Annotated in this window: 18 protein-coding genes and 1 pseudogene; 14 read left to right on the top strand and 5 right to left on the bottom strand. The window is 68.4% G+C overall.

Annotated elements, in window-relative coordinates; genetic code table 11:
- The first annotated feature begins 20 nt into the window (after positions 1-20).
- On the top strand, positions 21-1,934 hold the full coding sequence (gene ftsH, locus B7G54_RS17665; protein WP_085040228.1) for an ATP-dependent zinc metalloprotease FtsH: 1,914 nt from the start codon (positions 21-23) through the stop codon (positions 1,932-1,934).
- A gap of 23 nt (positions 1,935-1,957) precedes the next feature.
- Here the strand turns inward: ftsH and B7G54_RS17660 are convergent, their stop codons facing one another.
- Entirely contained in the window at positions 1,958-3,751 is a 1,794-nt protein-coding gene (locus tag B7G54_RS17660; protein WP_085040227.1) for an adenosylcobalamin-dependent ribonucleoside-diphosphate reductase, read from the bottom strand.
- A 237-nt stretch (positions 3,752-3,988) separates the two neighbouring features.
- On the opposite strand from B7G54_RS17660, the gene B7G54_RS17655 reads away from it, so the two are divergent.
- From B7G54_RS17655 to B7G54_RS17645, 3 genes are all read left to right on the top strand, one after another.
- The gene (locus tag B7G54_RS17655) at positions 3,989-4,951 is read left to right on the top strand and encodes a 1-phosphofructokinase family hexose kinase (protein ID WP_085040226.1); all 963 of its coding nucleotides are present in this window, start codon (positions 3,989-3,991) and stop codon (positions 4,949-4,951) included.
- Entirely contained in the window at positions 4,948-5,739 is a 792-nt protein-coding gene (locus B7G54_RS17650; protein ID WP_085040225.1) for a polysaccharide deacetylase family protein, read from the top strand. The genes B7G54_RS17655 and B7G54_RS17650 overlap by 4 nt, the downstream gene beginning before the upstream one ends.
- Positions 5,740-5,904: 165 nt before the next feature.
- Complete coding sequence (locus B7G54_RS17645; RefSeq protein WP_085040224.1) at positions 5,905-6,093, top strand: DUF2188 domain-containing protein; 189 nt, start codon at positions 5,905-5,907, stop codon at positions 6,091-6,093.
- A gap of 9 nt (positions 6,094-6,102) precedes the next feature.
- Here B7G54_RS17645 and B7G54_RS17640 read toward each other — a convergent pair whose 3' ends face one another.
- Together B7G54_RS17640 and B7G54_RS38650 are read right to left on the bottom strand one after the other, a co-directional pair.
- Entirely contained in the window at positions 6,103-6,615 is a 513-nt protein-coding gene (locus B7G54_RS17640) for a lecithin retinol acyltransferase family protein (protein ID WP_085040223.1), read from the bottom strand.
- A 110-nt stretch (positions 6,616-6,725) separates the two neighbouring features.
- Positions 6,726-6,980, bottom strand: a complete 255-nt coding sequence (locus tag B7G54_RS38650; RefSeq protein WP_133059182.1) for a hypothetical protein — start codon at positions 6,978-6,980, stop codon at positions 6,726-6,728.
- A gap of 84 nt (positions 6,981-7,064) precedes the next feature.
- Between B7G54_RS38650 and B7G54_RS17635 the strand changes: the two genes are divergently transcribed.
- The 3 genes from B7G54_RS17635 (at position 7,065) to B7G54_RS17625 (ending at position 11,329) form a co-directional block, all read left to right on the top strand.
- Complete coding sequence (locus B7G54_RS17635; protein ID WP_085040354.1) at positions 7,065-7,541, top strand: hypothetical protein; 477 nt, start codon at positions 7,065-7,067, stop codon at positions 7,539-7,541.
- A 204-nt stretch (positions 7,542-7,745) separates the two neighbouring features.
- Entirely contained in the window at positions 7,746-8,996 is a 1,251-nt protein-coding gene (locus B7G54_RS17630) for a putative glycoside hydrolase (RefSeq protein ID WP_085040353.1), read from the top strand.
- The gene (locus B7G54_RS17625; protein ID WP_175130476.1) at positions 8,942-11,329 is read left to right on the top strand and encodes an exo-beta-N-acetylmuramidase NamZ domain-containing protein; all 2,388 of its coding nucleotides are present in this window, start codon (positions 8,942-8,944) and stop codon (positions 11,327-11,329) included. Before B7G54_RS17630 ends, B7G54_RS17625 begins: the two co-directional genes overlap by 55 nt.
- Before the next feature lie 28 nt (positions 11,330-11,357).
- Here B7G54_RS17625 and B7G54_RS17620 read toward each other — a convergent pair whose 3' ends face one another.
- The gene (locus tag B7G54_RS17620; RefSeq protein ID WP_106408986.1) at positions 11,358-11,858 is read right to left on the bottom strand and encodes a CreA family protein; all 501 of its coding nucleotides are present in this window, start codon (positions 11,856-11,858) and stop codon (positions 11,358-11,360) included.
- A 325-nt stretch (positions 11,859-12,183) separates the two neighbouring features.
- Between B7G54_RS17620 and B7G54_RS17615 the strand changes: the two genes are divergently transcribed.
- The 5 genes from B7G54_RS17615 (at position 12,184) to B7G54_RS17595 (ending at position 15,858) form a co-directional block, all read left to right on the top strand.
- Positions 12,184-12,546 carry a DUF1924 domain-containing protein gene (locus B7G54_RS17615; protein WP_244289376.1) on the top strand — a complete coding sequence of 121 codons (363 nt, stop codon included), beginning with the start codon at positions 12,184-12,186 and terminating at the stop codon, positions 12,544-12,546.
- Between the two features lie 66 nt (positions 12,547-12,612).
- The gene (locus B7G54_RS17610; protein ID WP_106408985.1) at positions 12,613-13,080 is read left to right on the top strand and encodes a diheme cytochrome c; all 468 of its coding nucleotides are present in this window, start codon (positions 12,613-12,615) and stop codon (positions 13,078-13,080) included.
- A complete protein-coding gene (locus tag B7G54_RS17605; RefSeq protein ID WP_085040220.1) occupies positions 13,046-13,783 on the top strand; it encodes a cytochrome b/b6 domain-containing protein in 738 nt (245 codons plus the stop codon). The genes B7G54_RS17610 and B7G54_RS17605 overlap by 35 nt, the downstream gene beginning before the upstream one ends.
- A 24-nt stretch (positions 13,784-13,807) precedes the next feature.
- Positions 13,808-14,473 carry a response regulator gene (locus B7G54_RS17600; protein WP_085040219.1) on the top strand — a complete coding sequence of 222 codons (666 nt, stop codon included), beginning with the start codon at positions 13,808-13,810 and terminating at the stop codon, positions 14,471-14,473.
- 5 nt (positions 14,474-14,478) lie between these two features.
- Positions 14,479-15,858, top strand: a complete 1,380-nt coding sequence (locus tag B7G54_RS17595) for an ATP-binding protein (RefSeq protein WP_085040350.1) — start codon at positions 14,479-14,481, stop codon at positions 15,856-15,858.
- Positions 15,859-15,975: 117 nt separating this feature from the next.
- Here B7G54_RS17595 and B7G54_RS17590 read toward each other — a convergent pair whose 3' ends face one another.
- Positions 15,976-16,368 carry a hypothetical protein gene (locus B7G54_RS17590; protein ID WP_085040218.1) on the bottom strand — a complete coding sequence of 131 codons (393 nt, stop codon included), beginning with the start codon at positions 16,366-16,368 and terminating at the stop codon, positions 15,976-15,978.
- Between the two features lie 211 nt (positions 16,369-16,579).
- Here B7G54_RS17590 and B7G54_RS17585 point away from each other — a divergent pair.
- Together B7G54_RS17585 and B7G54_RS17580 are read left to right on the top strand one after the other, a co-directional pair.
- Positions 16,580-16,868, top strand: a pseudogene (locus B7G54_RS17585) (carboxymuconolactone decarboxylase family protein).
- Positions 16,869-16,967: 99 nt separating this feature from the next.
- Positions 16,968-17,921: a cation diffusion facilitator family transporter gene (locus B7G54_RS17580; RefSeq protein WP_085040217.1), complete on the top strand. Its 954-nt coding sequence runs from the start codon at positions 16,968-16,970 to the stop codon at positions 17,919-17,921.
- Positions 17,922-17,969: the final 48 nt, after the last annotated feature.

Genomic DNA, 17,969 nt, shown 5'->3' with positions numbered 1-17,969 from the left:
CGGCGAGCGGGCCCGATGCGATGAAAAAATCATTCGACTACTCCGTACTGCTGATCCCGTTCGTGTTTGCCGCGCTGGTGGCGTATCAGCTGCTGATGGCCCGGCCGGCAACGACGTCGATCTCGTACAGCGACTTTCACCGCCTGGTCGACGCGCGGCTCGTCGACGATCTGGACATCGGCCAGTCGTCGATTTCGGGCGTGCTGCGCATGCCTGAGGCCGGTGCGAACCTGCCGGCCTCCGATGCGGCCGCCGTGAAGAAGGTGGGGCCGCCGTGGCGCTTCACGACCAACCGGGTCGCCGACGATCGTCTCGTCACCGAACTCACGACCGCCGGCATCCGCTATCGCGGCGTGCCGGATTCGGGCTGGCTCGAAACGCTTGCCGGGTGGATATTGCCGGTGATCGTCCTCGTGACGTTCTGGAGCTTCATGATGCGCAGGCCGGGCGGGGTCCGGGACCTGAGCGGCATGGGTAAAAGCCGGGCACGCGTGTACGTGCAGCAGGAAACCGGCATCACGTTCGACGACATCGCCGGCATCGACGAGGCGAAGGCCGAGTTGCAGCAGATCGTCGCGTTCCTGCGCAATCCCGAACGCTACCAGCGGCTCGGCGGCAAGATCCCGAAGGGCGTGCTGATCGTCGGCGCGCCCGGCACCGGCAAGACGCTGCTCGCGCGCGCGGTGGCCGGCGAGGCGGCCGTGCCGTTCTTCACGATCAGCGGCTCGGCGTTCGTCGAGATGTTCGTCGGGGTCGGCGCGGCACGCGTGCGCGACCTGTTCGAACAGGCGCAGCAGAAGGCGCCGTGCATCGTGTTCATCGACGAACTCGATGCGCTCGGCAAGGCGCGCGGCGTCGGCCTGATGTCCGGCAATGACGAGCGCGAGCAGACGCTCAACCAGCTGCTCGTCGAGATGGACGGCTTCCAGGCCAATTCGGGCGTGATCATCATGGCCGCGACGAACCGGCCCGAGATCCTCGATCCCGCGCTGCTGCGCCCGGGGCGCTTCGACCGGCACATCGCGATCGACCGGCCGGACCTGACCGGACGCAAGCAGATCCTGGCCGTGCACACGAAGCGCGTGAAGCTGGCCCCGGAAGTCGACCTTGCCGAGCTGGCGCAGCGCACGCCGGGCTTCGTCGGCGCGGATCTCGCGAACGTCGTCAATGAGGCCGCGCTGCACGCGGCCGAACTCGGCAAGCCGGCGATCGGCATGGCCGACTTCGACGAGGCGATCGATCGCGCGATGACGGGCATGGAGCGCAAGAGCCGCGTGATGAACGACGAGGAAAAGCGGACCATCGCGTACCACGAAGCGGGCCACGCGCTCGTCGCGCAAAGCCGCGTGCATTGCGATCCGGTGAAGAAGGTGTCGATCATCCCGCGCGGCATCGCGGCGCTCGGCTATACGCAGCAGGTGCCGACCGAGGATCGCTACGTGCTGCGCAGGAGCGAGCTGCTCGACCGGCTCGACGTGCTGCTCGGCGGCCGGGTGGCCGAGGAAATCGCGTTCGGCGACGTGTCGACCGGCGCGCAGAACGATCTGGAGCGCGCAACTGCGCTGGCGCGGCACATGGTCATGCAGTACGGGATGAGCGCAAAGCTCGGCCTGGCAACGCTCGACGACGCGACGCCGCAGGGCGGTTCGCCCGGCGTGTGGACGCCGGGCGACGGCCGGTGCAGCGAACACACCGCGCAGTTGATCGACGAGGAGGTGCGCGCGCTGCTCGAAGACGCGCACGTGCGGGTCGCGGCGACGCTCGGCGAGCATCGCGACGCGCTCGAACGGATCGCGCAGTGCCTGCTGCAGCACGAGTCGATCGATCACGACACGCTGGTGGCGCTCATTACGCCGCCGGACGATCGCGGCGCGGCGCCCGAGCCGGCGCGAGCCGATGCGGAGCCGGTAACGGCAACGGACACGCCGGCCTGACCGGCTACCGGCGATCGGGCCGCTCAGCAGCCGATGCAGACCGCACCGTCGCGGAGTTGCGCCGTGTCGTCGATGACGACCGACGCGAGCTGCGGATCGGGCCGGAACACCGTGATGCCCTTGAGCCCGTCGCGCCACGCCGCGAAGAACAACGCGTCGACCTGAGCCAGCGAACACCGGCTGTCCATCGTGACAGTCTTCGAGATGCCGGCGTCGACGCAGGGCTGCAGCGCCGCGAGCATCGCGACGTGATCGAGCGGCGCGATCTCGGCCGCGGTAGCGAAATAGTCCGGCAGCTCGACGCCGTCACCATGCAGTGCGCGAAACAGCCGGTACGCATGGTTCTGTACCCGGAACGCGTGCACCTGCCCGTCTGCCGTGCGGACCATCCGGCGCTGCGTCCAGCCGACGGCCGGCTCGATGCCGTTCGAGCAGTTGTCGCAGAACGCGAGACTCACGCTGCCGGCCGGCGCAAACGACAGCAGATGGCTGTTGCGCAGCCCGTGCCGTGTCATCGCGTGATGCACCTTCAGCGGCAGCCGCATGCGGTATGCGGGGCCGGTCAGGTAAGCGGCCGGATCGTAGGCGGGAAACGCGCCGCGCTCGGCGGCCAGCGCGGCCGATGCGGCAAACGCGTGCTCGCGCATCGCCAGCGCGATGCTGCGTGCACATGCGCGCGCCTCGATGCTGTCGTAGCGCAGCCGCAGCATCGTCAGCGCGTCGCCCAGGCCCGTCACGCCGACACCGATGCGCCGCGTCCGATGCGCTTCGCGTGCGTGCGCGGCGAGCGGCCACGCCGTGAGGTCGAGCACATCGTCGAGCAGGCGGACCTGGACGTGCACCGCGTCGGCTAGCGCCGCGAAATCGACGCGCGGATCGCCGTCGATGCCGAACGGATGACGCACGAACCGCGACAGGTCGATCGGCCCGAGCACGCAACTGCCGTAAGGCGGCAACGGTTGTTCGCCGCACGGGTTCGTCGCGTCGATCCGCTCGTGCTCGCGCAGCGGATTCGCGTCATGGATCGTGTCGAGGAACAGCAGCCCGGGTTCGGCACTGTCGCGTGCGGCGTTGACGATCGCTTGCCACAACTTGCGAGCGGGAACCGTCGCATGAAGGTAGCGCCCGTCCGGCCGCCGGGGCGACGCAACGTCGGCTGCATGGCGCGGCGCGTGATGGACGAGCGCCCATGGCAGATCGTGCGCGACCGCTTCCATGAACGCGTTCGTGATGCCGACCGACAGGTTGAAGGTCGGCCAGCGCGATCGCCCGCGCTTGGCCGTGACGAACGCCAGCAGGTCCGGATGATCGCAGCGCAGGACGCCCATCTGGGCGCCGCGGCGCGGGCCGGTGAACGGCAGTGCGCGGCACATCGCATCGAATTGGTCGATCGCCGCACATACGCCGCGTTCGGGCGACAGGCTGCGTTCGTACGCACCGGCGGGCGGCACCGGCGAGAAGTCGTAGCCGATTCCGCCGCCCATCAGCAGCGTGAGCCGGGCGTCGGCGAGCGCCTGCGTGAGCGCTGCGTCGACACCTTGCAGCGGCAGGTCCAACGGAACCGCGAGCGGATGGACGAAGCAGTTGATCATCGTCCCGCCTGTCTTCGAGCCGGCGTTCGCCATGATGCGACCGGCGCCGATCGCGCCGCGCTGCAGGTTCACGAAGAACGTGCGCTCGGCCCGGGCGCGCAGCGCGGGCGGCTCGGCGAGCGACAGTGCGCGGGCGACACGCTGGAAGACGGCCGCGCGCGACGTTTCGCCGGGCTGCGCATAGCGTTCGGCGAACACGGTGGTGCAAAGCGGCTGCTCGTCCATGGCGGGGCTCGGCGACGACGGATGACTCACTGTAAGGGCCTGCCCGCCCGCGTCGTTGATCGAGCGCAATCCGGCGTTGTTGCGGCATGGCTTGACGGTCGTCAATGCCGCGGGAAGGCGCGCACGTAAGGTGGTGCCAGGGCTGGCCTGCACCGGTGGCCGGCACCTGCCACCCGCCACGGCCGCACGCGAGCGTCGTGCAGGCCCGCGAATCGCGCCTTTTACCGACTACGCGCCATGACCGAGATCGTTACCGTCACGTTGAACCCCGCCGTCGATGTCTCGACGTCGGTCGAGCACATCGTCGATACGCACAAACTGCGCTGCGCGCGGCCACGGCGGGATCCCGGCGGCGGCGGAATCAACGTCGCGCGGACCGTTCACCGGCTCGGCGGCGACTGCGTCGCGCTGTACCTGGCGGGCGGCCCGACCGGCGATGTGCTGACGCTGCTGCTCGAAGCCGAACAGGTGCCGGCCGTGCGCCTGCGGATCGCCGGCGAGACGCGCGAGAACGTCTGCGTGACCGAAACCGCGACGGGGCGCGAATACCGTTTCCTGATGCCGGGGCCGTCGGTCACGGCAGCCGAGTGGCGCGACTGCGCGGCGCGCATCGCGGCCCTGCGACCCGCGCCGCGCTACCTGGTGCTGAGCGGCAGCCTGCCGCCGGGCGCACCCGACGACCTGTACGCGACACTCGCGCGGACGGCCGCCGCAAACGGCAGCCGGGTCGTCGTCGATGCGGCGGGCCCGGCGCTGCGCGCGGCCCTCGACGCCGGGGTTCATCTCGTGAAGCCCAGCCTCGACGAACTGAGTGCGCTGGCCGGCGAACCGCTCGACGAAGCGGCGGCATGCGGCAAGGCGGGCGAACTTGTCGCGGAAGGACGGGCTGACATCGTCGCATTGACACTCGGCGCGCGCGGCGCATGGGTCGTCACGCGCGAGCGCGCGCTGCGCCTGCCGGGCAGGCCGGCGACGGTGTGCAGCACGGTGGGTGCCGGAGACAGCTTCGTCGGCGGGATGGTCTGGGCGCTCGCGCGCGGCGTGCCGTTCGACGATGCGTGTCGTTATGCGCTGGCGGCATCGGCTGCTTCGGTCGAGCATCCCGGCACCGCGCTGTGCACGCGCGCCGACGTCGAGCGGATTCATGCGGAACTGGTTGCGCAGGCAAGCGGCACGGCCGTCGTGCGTGGTGCGGCATGAGTGTTCGTGCGATCGTCTGCCTGCTGCTGCTGTCATGCTGGCCGAAGGTATCGTTCGCCGGCACGGGGACGGGCGAGCCGGTGCCGCAACGCGTGCTGATCCTCGTCTATCACCGGTTTGCGGCGCAACGCCTGGATTCGATGACGGTGCGCACCGGAACCTTCCTCGCTCAACTGCATGCGATCGAGGCGAGCGGCTACCGCATCGTGCCACTTGCCGACATCGTGCGCTGGCACGCGGGCCAGGTGGACGCGCTGCCGGCGCGGGCGGTCGCGATCACGGTGGACGACGGCCACCGCTCCGTCTACGACGTGCTGCGCCCGTTGCTGGCCGCGCATCCGGTACCGGTCACGCTGTTCATCTATCCATCGGCGATCTCGAACGCCAGCTACGCGATGACATGGGACCAGCTGCGCGTGCTCGGGCAATCCGGCGGATACGATATCGAATCGCATACCTACTGGCATCCGAATTTCCGCACCGAGCGCGCACGGCGGTCTGAGGAGGACTACCAACGATTCGTGTCGTTCCAGTTGAGCCGTTCCCGCGAACGGCTCGAGTCGGAAACCGGTCGGCCGGTCCGGCTGCTGGCCTGGCCGTTCGGCGTTCATGACGCACTGACCGATCAGGCGGCCGCTCGTGAAGGCTATGTCGCGGCGTTCACGATCGATGCGCGCCCCGTTCGGCTCACGGATCCCTCCATGGCGCTGCCGCGCTACCTGATGACGGATGCGTGCGATACGCGCTGCATGAACGGATTGCTGCAATCCGCCCGGGAGAAACCGTGACCGATCGCCTGATCGCGGGTTCGCCGCCGTCGTTCGCGGATGCCGTTTCCGTTCGGGCTCACGCCCGGCGCCGCGTCGTGGGGCTCGCACAATCGTCGCGATCTTGCCGCTTGATGCGTCGACCGGCGTATCGGGACCGGCGCATCGGGACGAGGAGGATCGACCGTGCCGTGGGATGACGAACGCTATCCGTCGTCGATGCGGAACCTTCCGCCGCCGGTGCGCGGCAAGGCGATCGAGATCGCCAACGCGTTGTTGCGGCAAGGGCGCGCCGAGGGCAGCGCGATCCGCATCGCGATCGCGCAGGCGAAGCGCTGGGGGCGGGTGCATGCGGCATGCAGCCGACGCGGGTGAACGGCAGCGCTAGGCCCCGCACTGAACCGGGCAGGTGCGGGCACCCGGCGTGGGTTCGACGGATGCCGTATGCAGCCGCGCGGCCAGCACGCAGGCAAGCAGCATGACGACGACCGCGATGCCGTGAACCGGGTTGCGCAGGCACGACGCAACCTGATCGCTCCTTGCAACGCCGAACAGGCACCACAGGCAGAAGTGCTCGCAGTTGTTGGTGAGCAACCGGTAGCGGCATTCGCCGAGGCGCGAGGCCGCGCGCCGCGCCGCTTCCGTGCCGCCGTACAGGGGCCGCGCGTGCCGGACGATCGCGAGTTCGAAACCGGCGCAGAAGCCGTCGACGGAGACGATTTCGACCGGGCCGCTGCTCAGGCTGTGCGCCAGGCCCGCGTAGTGGATCACGTTGCCGTCGCCGATATAGATCCCGTGATGCACGTAGCCGTGGCGCCGTGTCACGAGGTGGGCGCCGACCGGAGGATCGCGATCCGGCATGGCGTCGTCGGCTTGTGCTGCGGTCGGGTGAGTCATGGCCAGCTCCTGGATCCTGCAGCGGCCGTGCGGAAGACTTGCCCGCCAGCCGCGGAATGCGTTGCGTCCTGTCACGTCTCCAGTATTGGCGGCGGACCAGGGCCGGGCAATCAGCGCGGCCTGAGCTTGCTGTCCGATGTCGGCGCGTCGTGTCGGAAATTTCCGACGCGCCGTGCAATATCGGCTGACAGCCGGAACGGACAACGGTGCCGGCCTGCCGCCGTTCCAGGCCGGGCGGGCGCGCCGTGCCGCCCGAACGGCTGGCGGGTGCCGCCGGTCGCGCCGCTGGCCGGTTGGGTGTGCTTGACCTGCGTCAACGGGAAATCGACGTTCCGCGCGACGCTGGCTTCGTCAACGATGCGCATGCGTCACGTCGCGGCACGCCGGCCGTGACGCGCCCGAACGAACGAGCCGCATCGCCACCCGCGTGCATCAACCGGGAGAATGAAATGCGAACTGAAATCGCCGGGTCGCTGCTGTTGTCGGCCTGTTTGCTGGCTGCTGCCTCGAGCGCGACGGCTCAAGCGTTGCCCGAACCCGTCGAGCAGAATGGTGCCGTGTACGTCACGGGCGGCATCGGTGCCGAGGAGGTTGCTGCGTTTCGCGCCGCCGCGCCGCGTTACAACCTGCGGATCACGTTCGCGACGAAGGCCGGCCATTACCTGTCCGACGTCGATGTGACGCTGACGTCCGGCAAGTCGACGGTCCTCGACGCGCACACGGCCGGCCCGTTCCTGTTCGCGCGCGTGCCGCCGGGGCGTTATACGGTGTCGGCACGCGACCGTGCCGTCCAGGAAGTCCGGCACGTCGTCGTGCCGGCGCGCGGCGGTGTCGATGTGCGGTTCTACTGGCAGAACCCGGAGCGGCACGGCGTGATACGGCTTTGCGGCGGTTGTCCGGGCACCGGCACGCACGCAGGGCCATAGACGCACGCTTCGATCGACGTGGATCGGGCGGTGGCGCGTGGCGTACCGTTGATCTGCCTCACGGGCCGTTCCGCTGGATTCGCAACAATGTCCACATGAATTCGCGTCGCGAGGTGTGCATTGAAGATTCAGGCAATCGTCAGTGGGGCGCGCGCCGTGCGGCACCGGCATGAGTCGTGGCGAAACGGGTGGCAGGGCGTGGCGATGCTCGGCCGCGTGCTCGCAGGCATGCTGCTGGCGCTCACGTGCGTTACCGGCCGGGCCGGAACCGTCTCGGTGACGGTCGTCGATGCCGGCAGCGGCCGGCCGGTGGCGGGTGCGGTCGGGTATGCGTCGGGCAGCAACCTGATCGCGTCGGCCGCCGGTGAATTTTCCGCGCCGTCGGCCGACACGACGCTCAGCGTGACCGCACCCGGCTACGCGCGCGCGGAGGTCGCACTCGCCGTCGGCGAGAAGACCCGCACGGTGCCGCTCGTGCCATTCCGTCCCAAGGCCGTCTACCTGTCGGTTTACGGCATCGCGGATCGTACGCTGCGCGACGCGGCGCTCGCGCTGCCGGGCCGCACGGCCATCAACGCGTTCGTGATCGACGTGAAGGGCGATCGCGGCATGACGCCGTATCGCAGCGGCGCGCGCGACGCAATCGGCGCGACCGGCGCGACCGGCGAGCCAGGCCCGCGCGTGGCGGACCTGCCGGCGCTGATCCGCGCATTCCACGCGCGCGGGCTGTACCTGATCGCGCGCATCGTCGTATTCAAGGACGATCCACTCGCGGCCGCCCATCCCGACTGGGCCGTGCGCGACGCGGCCGGCGCAATCTGGCGCGATCGCGAGCACCTGCGGTGGATCGACCCGACCGTGCGCGCCGCGTGGGAACACAACTTCGACGTGGCCGAGGAGGCTGCGCGGATGGGTTTCGACGAGATCCAGTTCGACTACTTGCGCTTTCCCGACGCGAGCGGCCTGCGGTTCGGCGAGCCCAACACGGAAGCGAACCGCGTGGCCGCGATCACCGGCTTCCTGGAAGGCGCGCGCGCACGGCTGCGGCCCTACAACGTCTACCTGTCGGCCGACATCTTCGGCTACGTATGCTGGAATGCCGACGACACGCAGATCGGGCAGCGGCTCGGCGCACTGGGCGGGCTGGTCGACTACATTTCGCCGATGCTGTATCCGTCTGGCTTCACGTGGGGCCTGCCGGGCTGCCGCAAGCCGACCGATCACCCCGGCGAGATCGTCGGGCGCTCGCTCGCGGAGGCGATGCGCCGCACCGGGCTCGACGGCGTGCGCTTCAGGCCGTGGCTGCAGGCGTTTCGCGACTATGCGTTCGACCGGCGCGTATTCGACGCGGCGGACATCCGTGCGCAGGTCGACGCCGCCGACGCAGCCGGCACGGACGGATGGATGCTGTGGAATCCGCGCAATCGCTACGATCCCGCTGCGCTGCCGCGCTGACCGGCGCGCTGCTGTTGGCGCTGCTGCCAACCGGTGCACGTGCCGCGCCCGATGCGGCGTTGGCGACCGCGCAGCAGCGCGAGGCTGTCGCGATCGATGCGGCGATCGCGGCCGAGATCGCCGACGGCCATCTTGCTGGCGCGGTGGTCGTGGCGGGCGACGCGGACGGCGTGCAGGTGCGCGTGGCGCGCGGCCTTCGGGTGACGGGCGAGCACGCCGAGGCGATGACGGCCGATAGCGTCTTCGATCTCGCGTCGCTGACCAAGCCCGTGGCGACGGCCGTCGCGACCCTGCAGCTCGCGGAGCGCGGCCTGCTGAGCCTCGATGCGCCGGCCGCGCGCTACTGGCCGGCATTCGCCGCGCACGGCAAGGGCGCCGTCACGATCCGCCAGCTGCTCGCGCACGTGTCGGGATTGCCGGCCGGTGTGTCGTCGTCGCGCGCACTGCGCAGCCGTGCCGCGGTGTTCGCCGACATCGTCGCGATGGCGCTTGCGGAGCCGCCCGGCACGCGTGTGCGCTACAGCGATGTCAATTACGTGGTGCTTGGCGAGATCGTCGAGCGCGTGTCGGGGCAGCCGCTCGACGCGTGGTGCGCGGCTCACGTATTCGTGCCGCTCGGCATGGCCGACACCGCCTTCAGGCCGGGCGCCGCGACGCTGGCACGCGTCGCGCCGACGATCGTTCGCGATGGCCGGTTGCTGCGGGGGCGCGTGCACGATCCGGTCGCGGCGGCGCTGGGCGGTGTCGCGGGCAATGCGGGGCTGTTCGCGAGCGCCGACGACCTCGCGCGCTTCGCGCGCATGCTGCTGAACGGCGGCACCCTCGGCACGACACGTGTGCTCGGCGACGCGAGCGTCGCCACGCTCGAGACGCCGGCCACGCTCGACGCCGAAGGCGACTGGCATACGCCAGGCTGGCAGGTCGGGCCGCCGCTCGTCGCGAACCGCTTCCGGTTGCCGCCGGCCGGCGCCCTGCAGCATCTCGGCTACACGGGCACGGGGCTGTGGATCGATCCCGTGACGCGCCGCTTCGCGATCGTGCTGACGAGCCGGCTGTATCCGGATGAAACCGGCACCGCGATGCCGCTGCGCGCGCTCGTGCTCGGCATCGTATCGAGCGCGGCCGCGCCGATCGCGTCGTCGCTGATCGCGACGCGCGTGCCGACGATGGCGGCGGCCGTCGCGCAGGCTGGCCGGTTGCCGGCCTCGCGCGGGCCGGTGCTGGCCGGCATCGACGTGCTCGCGGCGAGCGGCTTCGCCGCGGTGTCCGGCAAGCGAATCGCACTCCTGACGAACCGCAGCGGCTTCGACCGGTTCGGCCGGCGCACGGCCGACCTGCTCGCGCAGGCGCCGGGCGCACGGCTTGTCGCGCTGTTCGCGCCCGAGCACGGGCTCGGCACGAACGTCGACGAAACCTTCGGCGATACGACCGATGCCGCGACCGGCGTGGCCGTTCACAGCCTCTACGGCGACCGGCGCAGGATCGCGCCCGCGCTGCTCGCCGATGTCGACGTGCTGGTGATCGACCTGCAGGACGCAGGCGTACGCTTCTTCACATACTTGGCGACCCTCGGTTACGCACTCGAAGCCGCCGCCGCCGCACATCGCCCGGTGCTCGTGCTCGACCGCCCGAACCCGTTGGGCGGCGATGCGTTCGGCGGCCCTGTGGCCGATGCCGGGGCGGTGACCTTCACCGGCTATTATCCGATGCCGCTCCAGCCCGGCATGACGCTCGGCGAACTGGCACGGCTGTTCAACGAGCGCCGGCAGATCGGCGCTGCGCTAACCGTGGTGCCGATGGCGAATTACGCACGCGCGATGCGCTTCGACGACACCGGGCTCGGCCGAGTGCCGCCATCGCCGAACCTGCGCGACGGCACCGCGCTGTCGCTGTACCCGGAGACGGGGCTCATCGAGGGGGCGGCGGTCAGTGTCGGGCGCGGCACCGCGACACCGTTCGGCGTGGTCGGCGCACCGTGGATCGACGCGCGCATCCTCGCGGACGATCTTCGCGCGATGCGGCTGGACGCAACCTTCTCGCCGGTTAGATTCGTGCCGACCGAGGGGCCGTATCGCGGCAGGTTGTGCGAAGGGGTGCGCATTGAACGGCGGCCCGGGGCGGCGCGGCCGGGCGAGATCGGGCTGGCACTCGCACTGGCGCTGCACCGCCGTTATCCGGCGCAGTTCCGGATCGGTGCGATACGTGCATCGGTCGGCTCGCACGAAGTGGCGGACATGCTGGAAGCGGGGCGATCGCTCGACGAGATCGAACGTGTCGTCGCTGCACAAGAGGCTGCGTTCGCGCGTGAGCGGGCGGCGTTTCTGCTGTACTGACTATGTGCCGCGCGGACACGCGCTCGATTCACTTGTCCGACGCGTCCTGCTTTCCAGGAAGCACGGGCAAGCGGACCACGTCGACGTGGCCCGGCAGATCGCCCGCCAGATCGCTCTCGACGAACGAGAAATACAACACGACGAGACGCTGCGTATCGAGAATGCGGAATACGTGTATCGACCTGAACACCGGGTCGACCGACTCGTCGAACACTTGCGCTTGTTGCGGCACGCTCGCCGTGGTCGCAAGTCTTCCGACCTGATGACAGGACACCGAGGTTGCTCCCCCTCCGGTACGTCGGTCGTGGAGGTTGCGTCGGCCACTGCCCGTGTGCGGTTCGGAAATGAAGCACGTCACGCCTTTGATCAGCGGGTCGTCGTACGCGGCAATTCCGATATGGGTACCGTAGCGCTGTGAGTGCACAGGTATGCGCGCCAGCTCTTCGGCACCGGATTTCGAAGCGGCGAGGATCGCCAGTACGGAGAAGGCAATCCACCTGCTTGTTCGCAAAGAGATCATCACGGGCATCCGTCGCTATATGCCGATTTCGCACGTCGAAGTCGATTGATAACCAGACTAGTGTCCACGTCGAACATTGGCTTGATTTGAGTCAAGCGCGAATGACCGGGCGGCGGGATCCTGATCACGAGCGCAACAAGATTCGTTCAGGGCATCTCCACGCTCGATTTACATGTCGTTGCGCGCTCATGTAATGGCCCGCCGACAACCCGACGTCGCGATGTTAAGAATGCGGTAAGGAATCTGCCCGAACATGAACGCATCGCTCAGGAGAAACACGATGCGGATATCCCGTTCCTTTCGCACGCTTTGTTACCCGTGCCTTTCTGTATCGATGGTGTTCGCCGCGATGGCGTGCGCCCGTGCCGAAACGCCTGCCCGGCTGCTCGACGGCTATGCGGCGCAGGCAGGCACGAGCGCCATGCCGTCGCGCGGACAGCAGTTCTTCACGTCCCGGCACGGACGCGACTGGAGCTGCGCGACTTGTCATGGAAGCACGCCGACCGGCCCGGGTCGGCACGTCGTCACCGGCAAGGCCATCGAACCGCTCGCTCCCGCGTTCAATCCCGCGCGGTTCACGGACGAGGCGAGGACGGAAAAATGGTTCCGCAGAAACTGCAAGGACGTCGTCGGGCGTGAATGCTCGGCAGCCGAGAAGGCCGACGTCCTGAGCTGGCTCATGAGCCTGAAACCCTGACGGCGAACGATCATGAACCAAGTCGACTCGACGACCTTGCCGTGCACGATCGCTGCACGGCGACATATGCGGGCAAGCCTGCTCGCGATGCTGCTGATGTCGCTGCTGCCGTGCGCGGCACTGGCGGAAGACGAAATGCGGGGCGTCGCGATCCCGTTGCTGCCCAAGTACAGGCAGGAGTGCGCGACCTGCCATGTCGCCTATCCGCCCGGTGCGCTGCCCGCCGAGTCGTGGCGCCGCATTCTGAACGGTCTGGATCGCCACTTCGGCACCGATGCGACGCTGGACCCAACAACGATCGGGCAACTGGAAACGTGGCTGACGGCACACGCGGCGACGGGCGCCGCAGCACGTCGTCCGCCGGAAGACAGGATTACGCGATCGGCGTGGTTCGTCGCCACGCACGACGAGGTTCCCGCGTCCGTGTGGCTCAGCCCCGCAGTGAAGCGGCCGTCGAATTGCGCCGCATGTCATACGCAAGCAGACAAAGGAAATTTCGATGAACGATTCGTCCGCATCCCGAACACACGGTGAACCGGCGCGCTCGCGTCCCGCCCGGATACTGGTCTGGGACGCTCCGCTGCGCGTGTTTCACTGGCTGATGGTCATTGCCTTTGCCGGCGTGTGGCTGACCGCCGAGAGCGAGCGATGGCGGCTGATGCACGTCGCGTTCGGGTACACGATGCTGGCGCTCGTCGCGTTTCGCGTCGTATGGGGCGTGGCCGGCACGCGTCATGCGCGGTTCTCGTCGTTCGTACGTTCGCCGGCGGCCGTTTTCCGCTACGTGGTGAGCCTTGCGAACGGCCGGCCGGAACATCATGTCGGCCACAACCCGGCCGGCGCGGTCGCGATTGTCGCCATGCTGGCGATGACGGTCGCGACCGGGCTAACCGGCTGGGCGGCCTACACCGGAAACGGCGAATCGTTCGGTGATTTTCATGAAGGGGCCGCAAATGTCATGCTCGTGCTCGTCGTGGTGCATGTCGCAGCCGTTCTCGTCAGCAGCGTCGTGCACCGGGAGAATCTGGCCGGGGCAATGGTGACCGGCTACAAGCGCGGTGTGCCGATCGATGGCATCCGGCGGGCGTGGTGGGGGATCGCTGTCGTCATGACGGCAGCGGTGATCGGCTGGTGGTGGACGCAATGGCATGCGGCGCCGCAGCCAGTGGAAGCGAACCGGCCCGTCGCGACGGACACCGGACGCCCCGTGCACGGGGCGGGCCGGAATGACGACTGACGGCCGCAGGCGGAGTGTTCAATCGTGCGCATCCTGCTCGTGGAAGACGACGTCCTGCTCGGCGACGGGATCCGCGCCGGATTGCGCCAGCAAGGGTTCCAGGTTGACTGGGTGCGCGACGGCGACGCGGCCCAGCGCGAGCTGCGCGCGCATGTTCATGCCGCCGCGGTCCTCGATCTCGGGTTGCCGCTCGTGGACGGCATGGACGTCCTGCAGCGCATTCGCCGGGACGGCATAGCATTGCCGATTCTGATCCTGACCGCGCGCGATGCCGTGCCCGACCGCATCAGGGCGCTCGACGTGGGCGCCGACGACTACGTGATCAAGCCCGTGGACCTGTACGAACTCGGAGCGCGCCTGAGAGCACTGGTCCGGCGGTCCCACGGCCGGCCGACGGAGCGGCTCCACGCGCAGGACGTCGAGCTCGAGCCCGCGTCGCGAACCGCACGCCGCGCCGGCGTGGCCGTTGGGCTGTCCACGCGCGAGTTCGACCTGCTGCACGTCCTGATGCTGAATGCCGGCCGGGTTCTGTCGCGCGAGCAGATCGAACACTATCTGTACAGCTGGGGGCAGGAGGTGGAGAGCAATGCCGTCGAGGTGCACATACATCGCTTGCGCGCCAAGCTCGGCAGCGAGCTGATCCGGACGGTGCGCGGCGTGGGTTATGTGCTGATGCGGGACGGTGCATGAAAAGCATGCTGCCCGCCCGCTCGCTGCATGGCCGGCTGCTCACGCTCGTGCTGGCCGTGGTCCTCGGAGTGTGGTTATCGACGCTGATGCTCACGTGGCTCGATGCCCGGCGCGAGATCGACCGGCTGCTCGACGGTCACCTCGCGCAAGCGGCGGCACTGCTCGTCGCGCAGCAGGCGCGCGGGCCCGATGACGACGACACTGCGATCGACGCACCGATCCTTCATCCGTACGGGCCTCGCGTGGCCTTTCAGGTGTTTCACGACGGGCGGCTCGGCCTGCATTCCGAAAACGCGCCGTCGAAGCCGATGGTGGCGCCCGAGCTGACCGGGCGCGATCGGGCTTCCGGCTTCTGGACTGTCGTGATCGACAGCGATGCGTGGCGGGTATTCGTCGTGCACGGCGTCCGAAGCGACGTTCAGGTGTTCGTCGGCGAACGAATCGATTCACGCAAATCGATCCTGGGTGCCGTCATGCGCAGCGCATTCTGGCCGATGGCGGCTGCGTCGCCATTGCTGGTGCTGGCCATCGGCTGGGCGGTTCGCCGCGGCACGGCGCCGCTGCGTGATTTCGGCCAGGCCCTGGCGAAGCGGAATCCGCAGGCACTCGACACGATTCGGCTCGACCGCACGCCGCTCGAGATGCGGCCGATGCTGGATGCGCTGAACCGCCTGTTCGAGCGGATTCGCATCGTGATGGACGCGGAACGCCGATTTACTGCGGATGCGGCTCACGAGTTGCGTACGCCGATCGCCGCCGTCAAGGCACAGGCGCAGGTTGCAATGGCGGAGCGCCATGACGAGCGACGCCGGCATGCGTTGCGGGGCGTACTCGAAGGGTGCGACCGGGCGGCACGCCTGGTAGATCAGCTCCTGCTGCTTTCGCGTCTGGATGCGGGGGCACTGGCGGACCGCGCACCGGTCGACATATCGGTCGTCGCGAAGCGGGTGGTCGCGGAGGCTGCGCCACAGTCGATCGGGAAACGGCAGAGGCTGGAACTCGATGCGCCAACGCCATGCATCGCCAGCGGCAACGAACCATTGCTCGAGTCGATGGTGCGCAATCTGGTCGACAACGCGATCCGCTACAGCCCGCCACAGGCGTGCATAACCGTTTCGGTTGGCCGATGCGACCGACGCACCACGCTACGGGTCGAAGACAGCGGCCCGGGCATCGGCGACGACGACCTGCGCAGGCTGGGCGAACGGTTCTTTCGGCCGGCGGGAACCCGGCCGGGCGGGAGCGGCCTAGGCTGGTCGATCGTGCGGCGAATCGCAGCCGCGCATGAAGCGGACATCCAGGTGGGTCGATCGCCCGCGTTCGGTGGACTGCGCGTGGTCGTTTCGTGGCCGGCTGCCGATGAAACCGGTCCGGCCATGCGCTAGTCGATCGTGTACGTCGCCGATCAGACGGCACAAGTTCGATGCGTGGCCGGCGGTCACGGGAGCGGTCGATCGCGACCGGGATGCCGCGCTCGTCACCGGACACCCCGAACCACGCGATTACTGGCCGGCAGCTTCGCTTGCAGGGCCGCCAGGCTGGCCGTGCATATAGCCCGGCCCCATGCCCATACCCATGCCTTGCCCCCGATGCATGCCCGTCATCGGGGGCGCATCGGGCAGCTTGATGCCGCGCGCTTTCGCTCGCTTCTGCATTTCGGTGTGATGCTCCACGCGAATTTTCTCGCGCTCGGCATCCGATGCTGCGGCAAGCATGCGGGTACGGTATTCGTTCCGCTCGGCGGGCGTCATCAGCTGGCTGCCGTAAATCATGCCGCCGGATTCGACGGCGGGACCGCGAGTGGGCTGGCGTGGCTGGGCATCGGCCAGACTGGTCGTCATCGCGATCGCGACGCCGATCAGACACGAAACGGTGAACCTGTTCGCTCTGGACATGACGGTCTCCAGGTCGTTTGCATGGGGTCAACCGTACGTAAAACCGGCGGTCGAACCTTTGCCCCAGATCAAGTCCCCCGGGGTGGCCGCCAATACCATCGAATCCATGCTGGAGATCACGCTGTTGTCAAACATGCGGCGCATCGTTCCATGTCGCGATGTCAACGCGTGGGGCACCGGCTTGATTCCCTCGTTTAGGCGTTACCCGGCCATGCCGAACTCGTTGCGTTATCGTGAAAGAATCGCGGAAGTCGTCGGGCAGATGCGCAAGCTTCGGCAGTCGCAGCCGGAACTCTTGTCCGCCTTCGGCGCGTCGGGCATCGCGATTTCATGCCGCTGCGACGACTGTATCGGCTTCCCTATGCAATCGCTGATCAAGCTGAAGGCGACGCGCGAGGCGATCGAGGCGGTCGCAGGTGTCGCCGTCTACATGGGCGGCGGCCGCGTCGATGACGTACGCGGCACATGCGTGGATGGCGTTCGACGAGCTTTCGGCGTGAATGTCGGCGTACGTCGCTGCCGGAGCAGCAAGCGCGGGCCTCCGCGCCGGCTTGTGACTGTCCGACCGTGCTCAACCCTGGAATGTGACCTGAATCGTGATGTCAAAGAACCCTGACGTTGTTTTGGAAACCGTCGCCGACGCGACGCCCGGGATGGCCGCAGCGGCCACGCGTAGCACCTGGGTGAGCGTTGCGGTCAACCTCGCGCTGAGCATCGGACAAGTGGTGATCGGCATCCTGTCCCGATCGCAGGGTCTCGTGGCGGACGGTATTCATTCGATGTCCGACCTGATCGCGGATTTCGTCGTCCTGCTGGCCGGTCACCATAGCCGCAAGCCTGTCGACGAAAAGCATCCTTACGGACATCAGCGCTTCGAAACCGGCGCGTCGCTCGCACTCGCGGCGATCCTGCTGCTGGTGGGGGGCGGGATGCTCTGGTCCGCCATCCAGAAGCTCGGGCATCCGGAAGCGATCGCGCGCGTCCACGTCGCGGCGCTCTGGGTGGCGCTCGTCGCGCTCGCCGCGAAGGAAAGCCTGTTCCGTTACATGCTTGCGGTGGCAACGCGAGTGAAGTCGAGCATGCTGGTCGCCAACGCGTGGCACGCGCGCTCGGACGCCGCATCCTCGCTGGTGGTCGCGTGCGGCATCCTCGGCAACCTGTTCGGCTATCCGCTGCTCGACCCCGTCGCCGCGCTGATCGTCGGGGGGATGATCGTGAAGATGGGCGCCACATTCGGCTGGAACGCATTGCATGACCTGATGGATCGGGCGGCCGATGCCGAAGACGTGCAGGCGATCCGCGCGACGCTACTTGCGACGCCGGGCGTGCTCGACGCGCACGACCTGCGCACGCGAAAGACCGGCGATCTGATCCTCGTGGACGTGCATCTCGACATCGACGCCGATCTCACGGTCTCGCAAGGGCACGACATCGCCGTGGACGCGCGTGCTCGCGTGATGCGGCATCACCGTGTCCTGAACGTGATGACGCATGTCGATCCGCGCAAGCGGGAAAGCATCGCTGAAGGCACGTTCGGGATTCGCAGCCGGTAGGCTGGAACGGTTGACCGATGCGCCCGATTCGAATGTTGCGTGTGCCGG

This window comes from Burkholderia puraquae, from assembly GCF_002099195.1.
GTDB classification, from domain to species: Bacteria; Pseudomonadota; Gammaproteobacteria; order Burkholderiales; family Burkholderiaceae; genus Burkholderia; species Burkholderia puraquae.
Note: the sequence above shows the minus strand (reverse complement) of the source record. Positions and strands in the feature narration are given on the sequence as shown.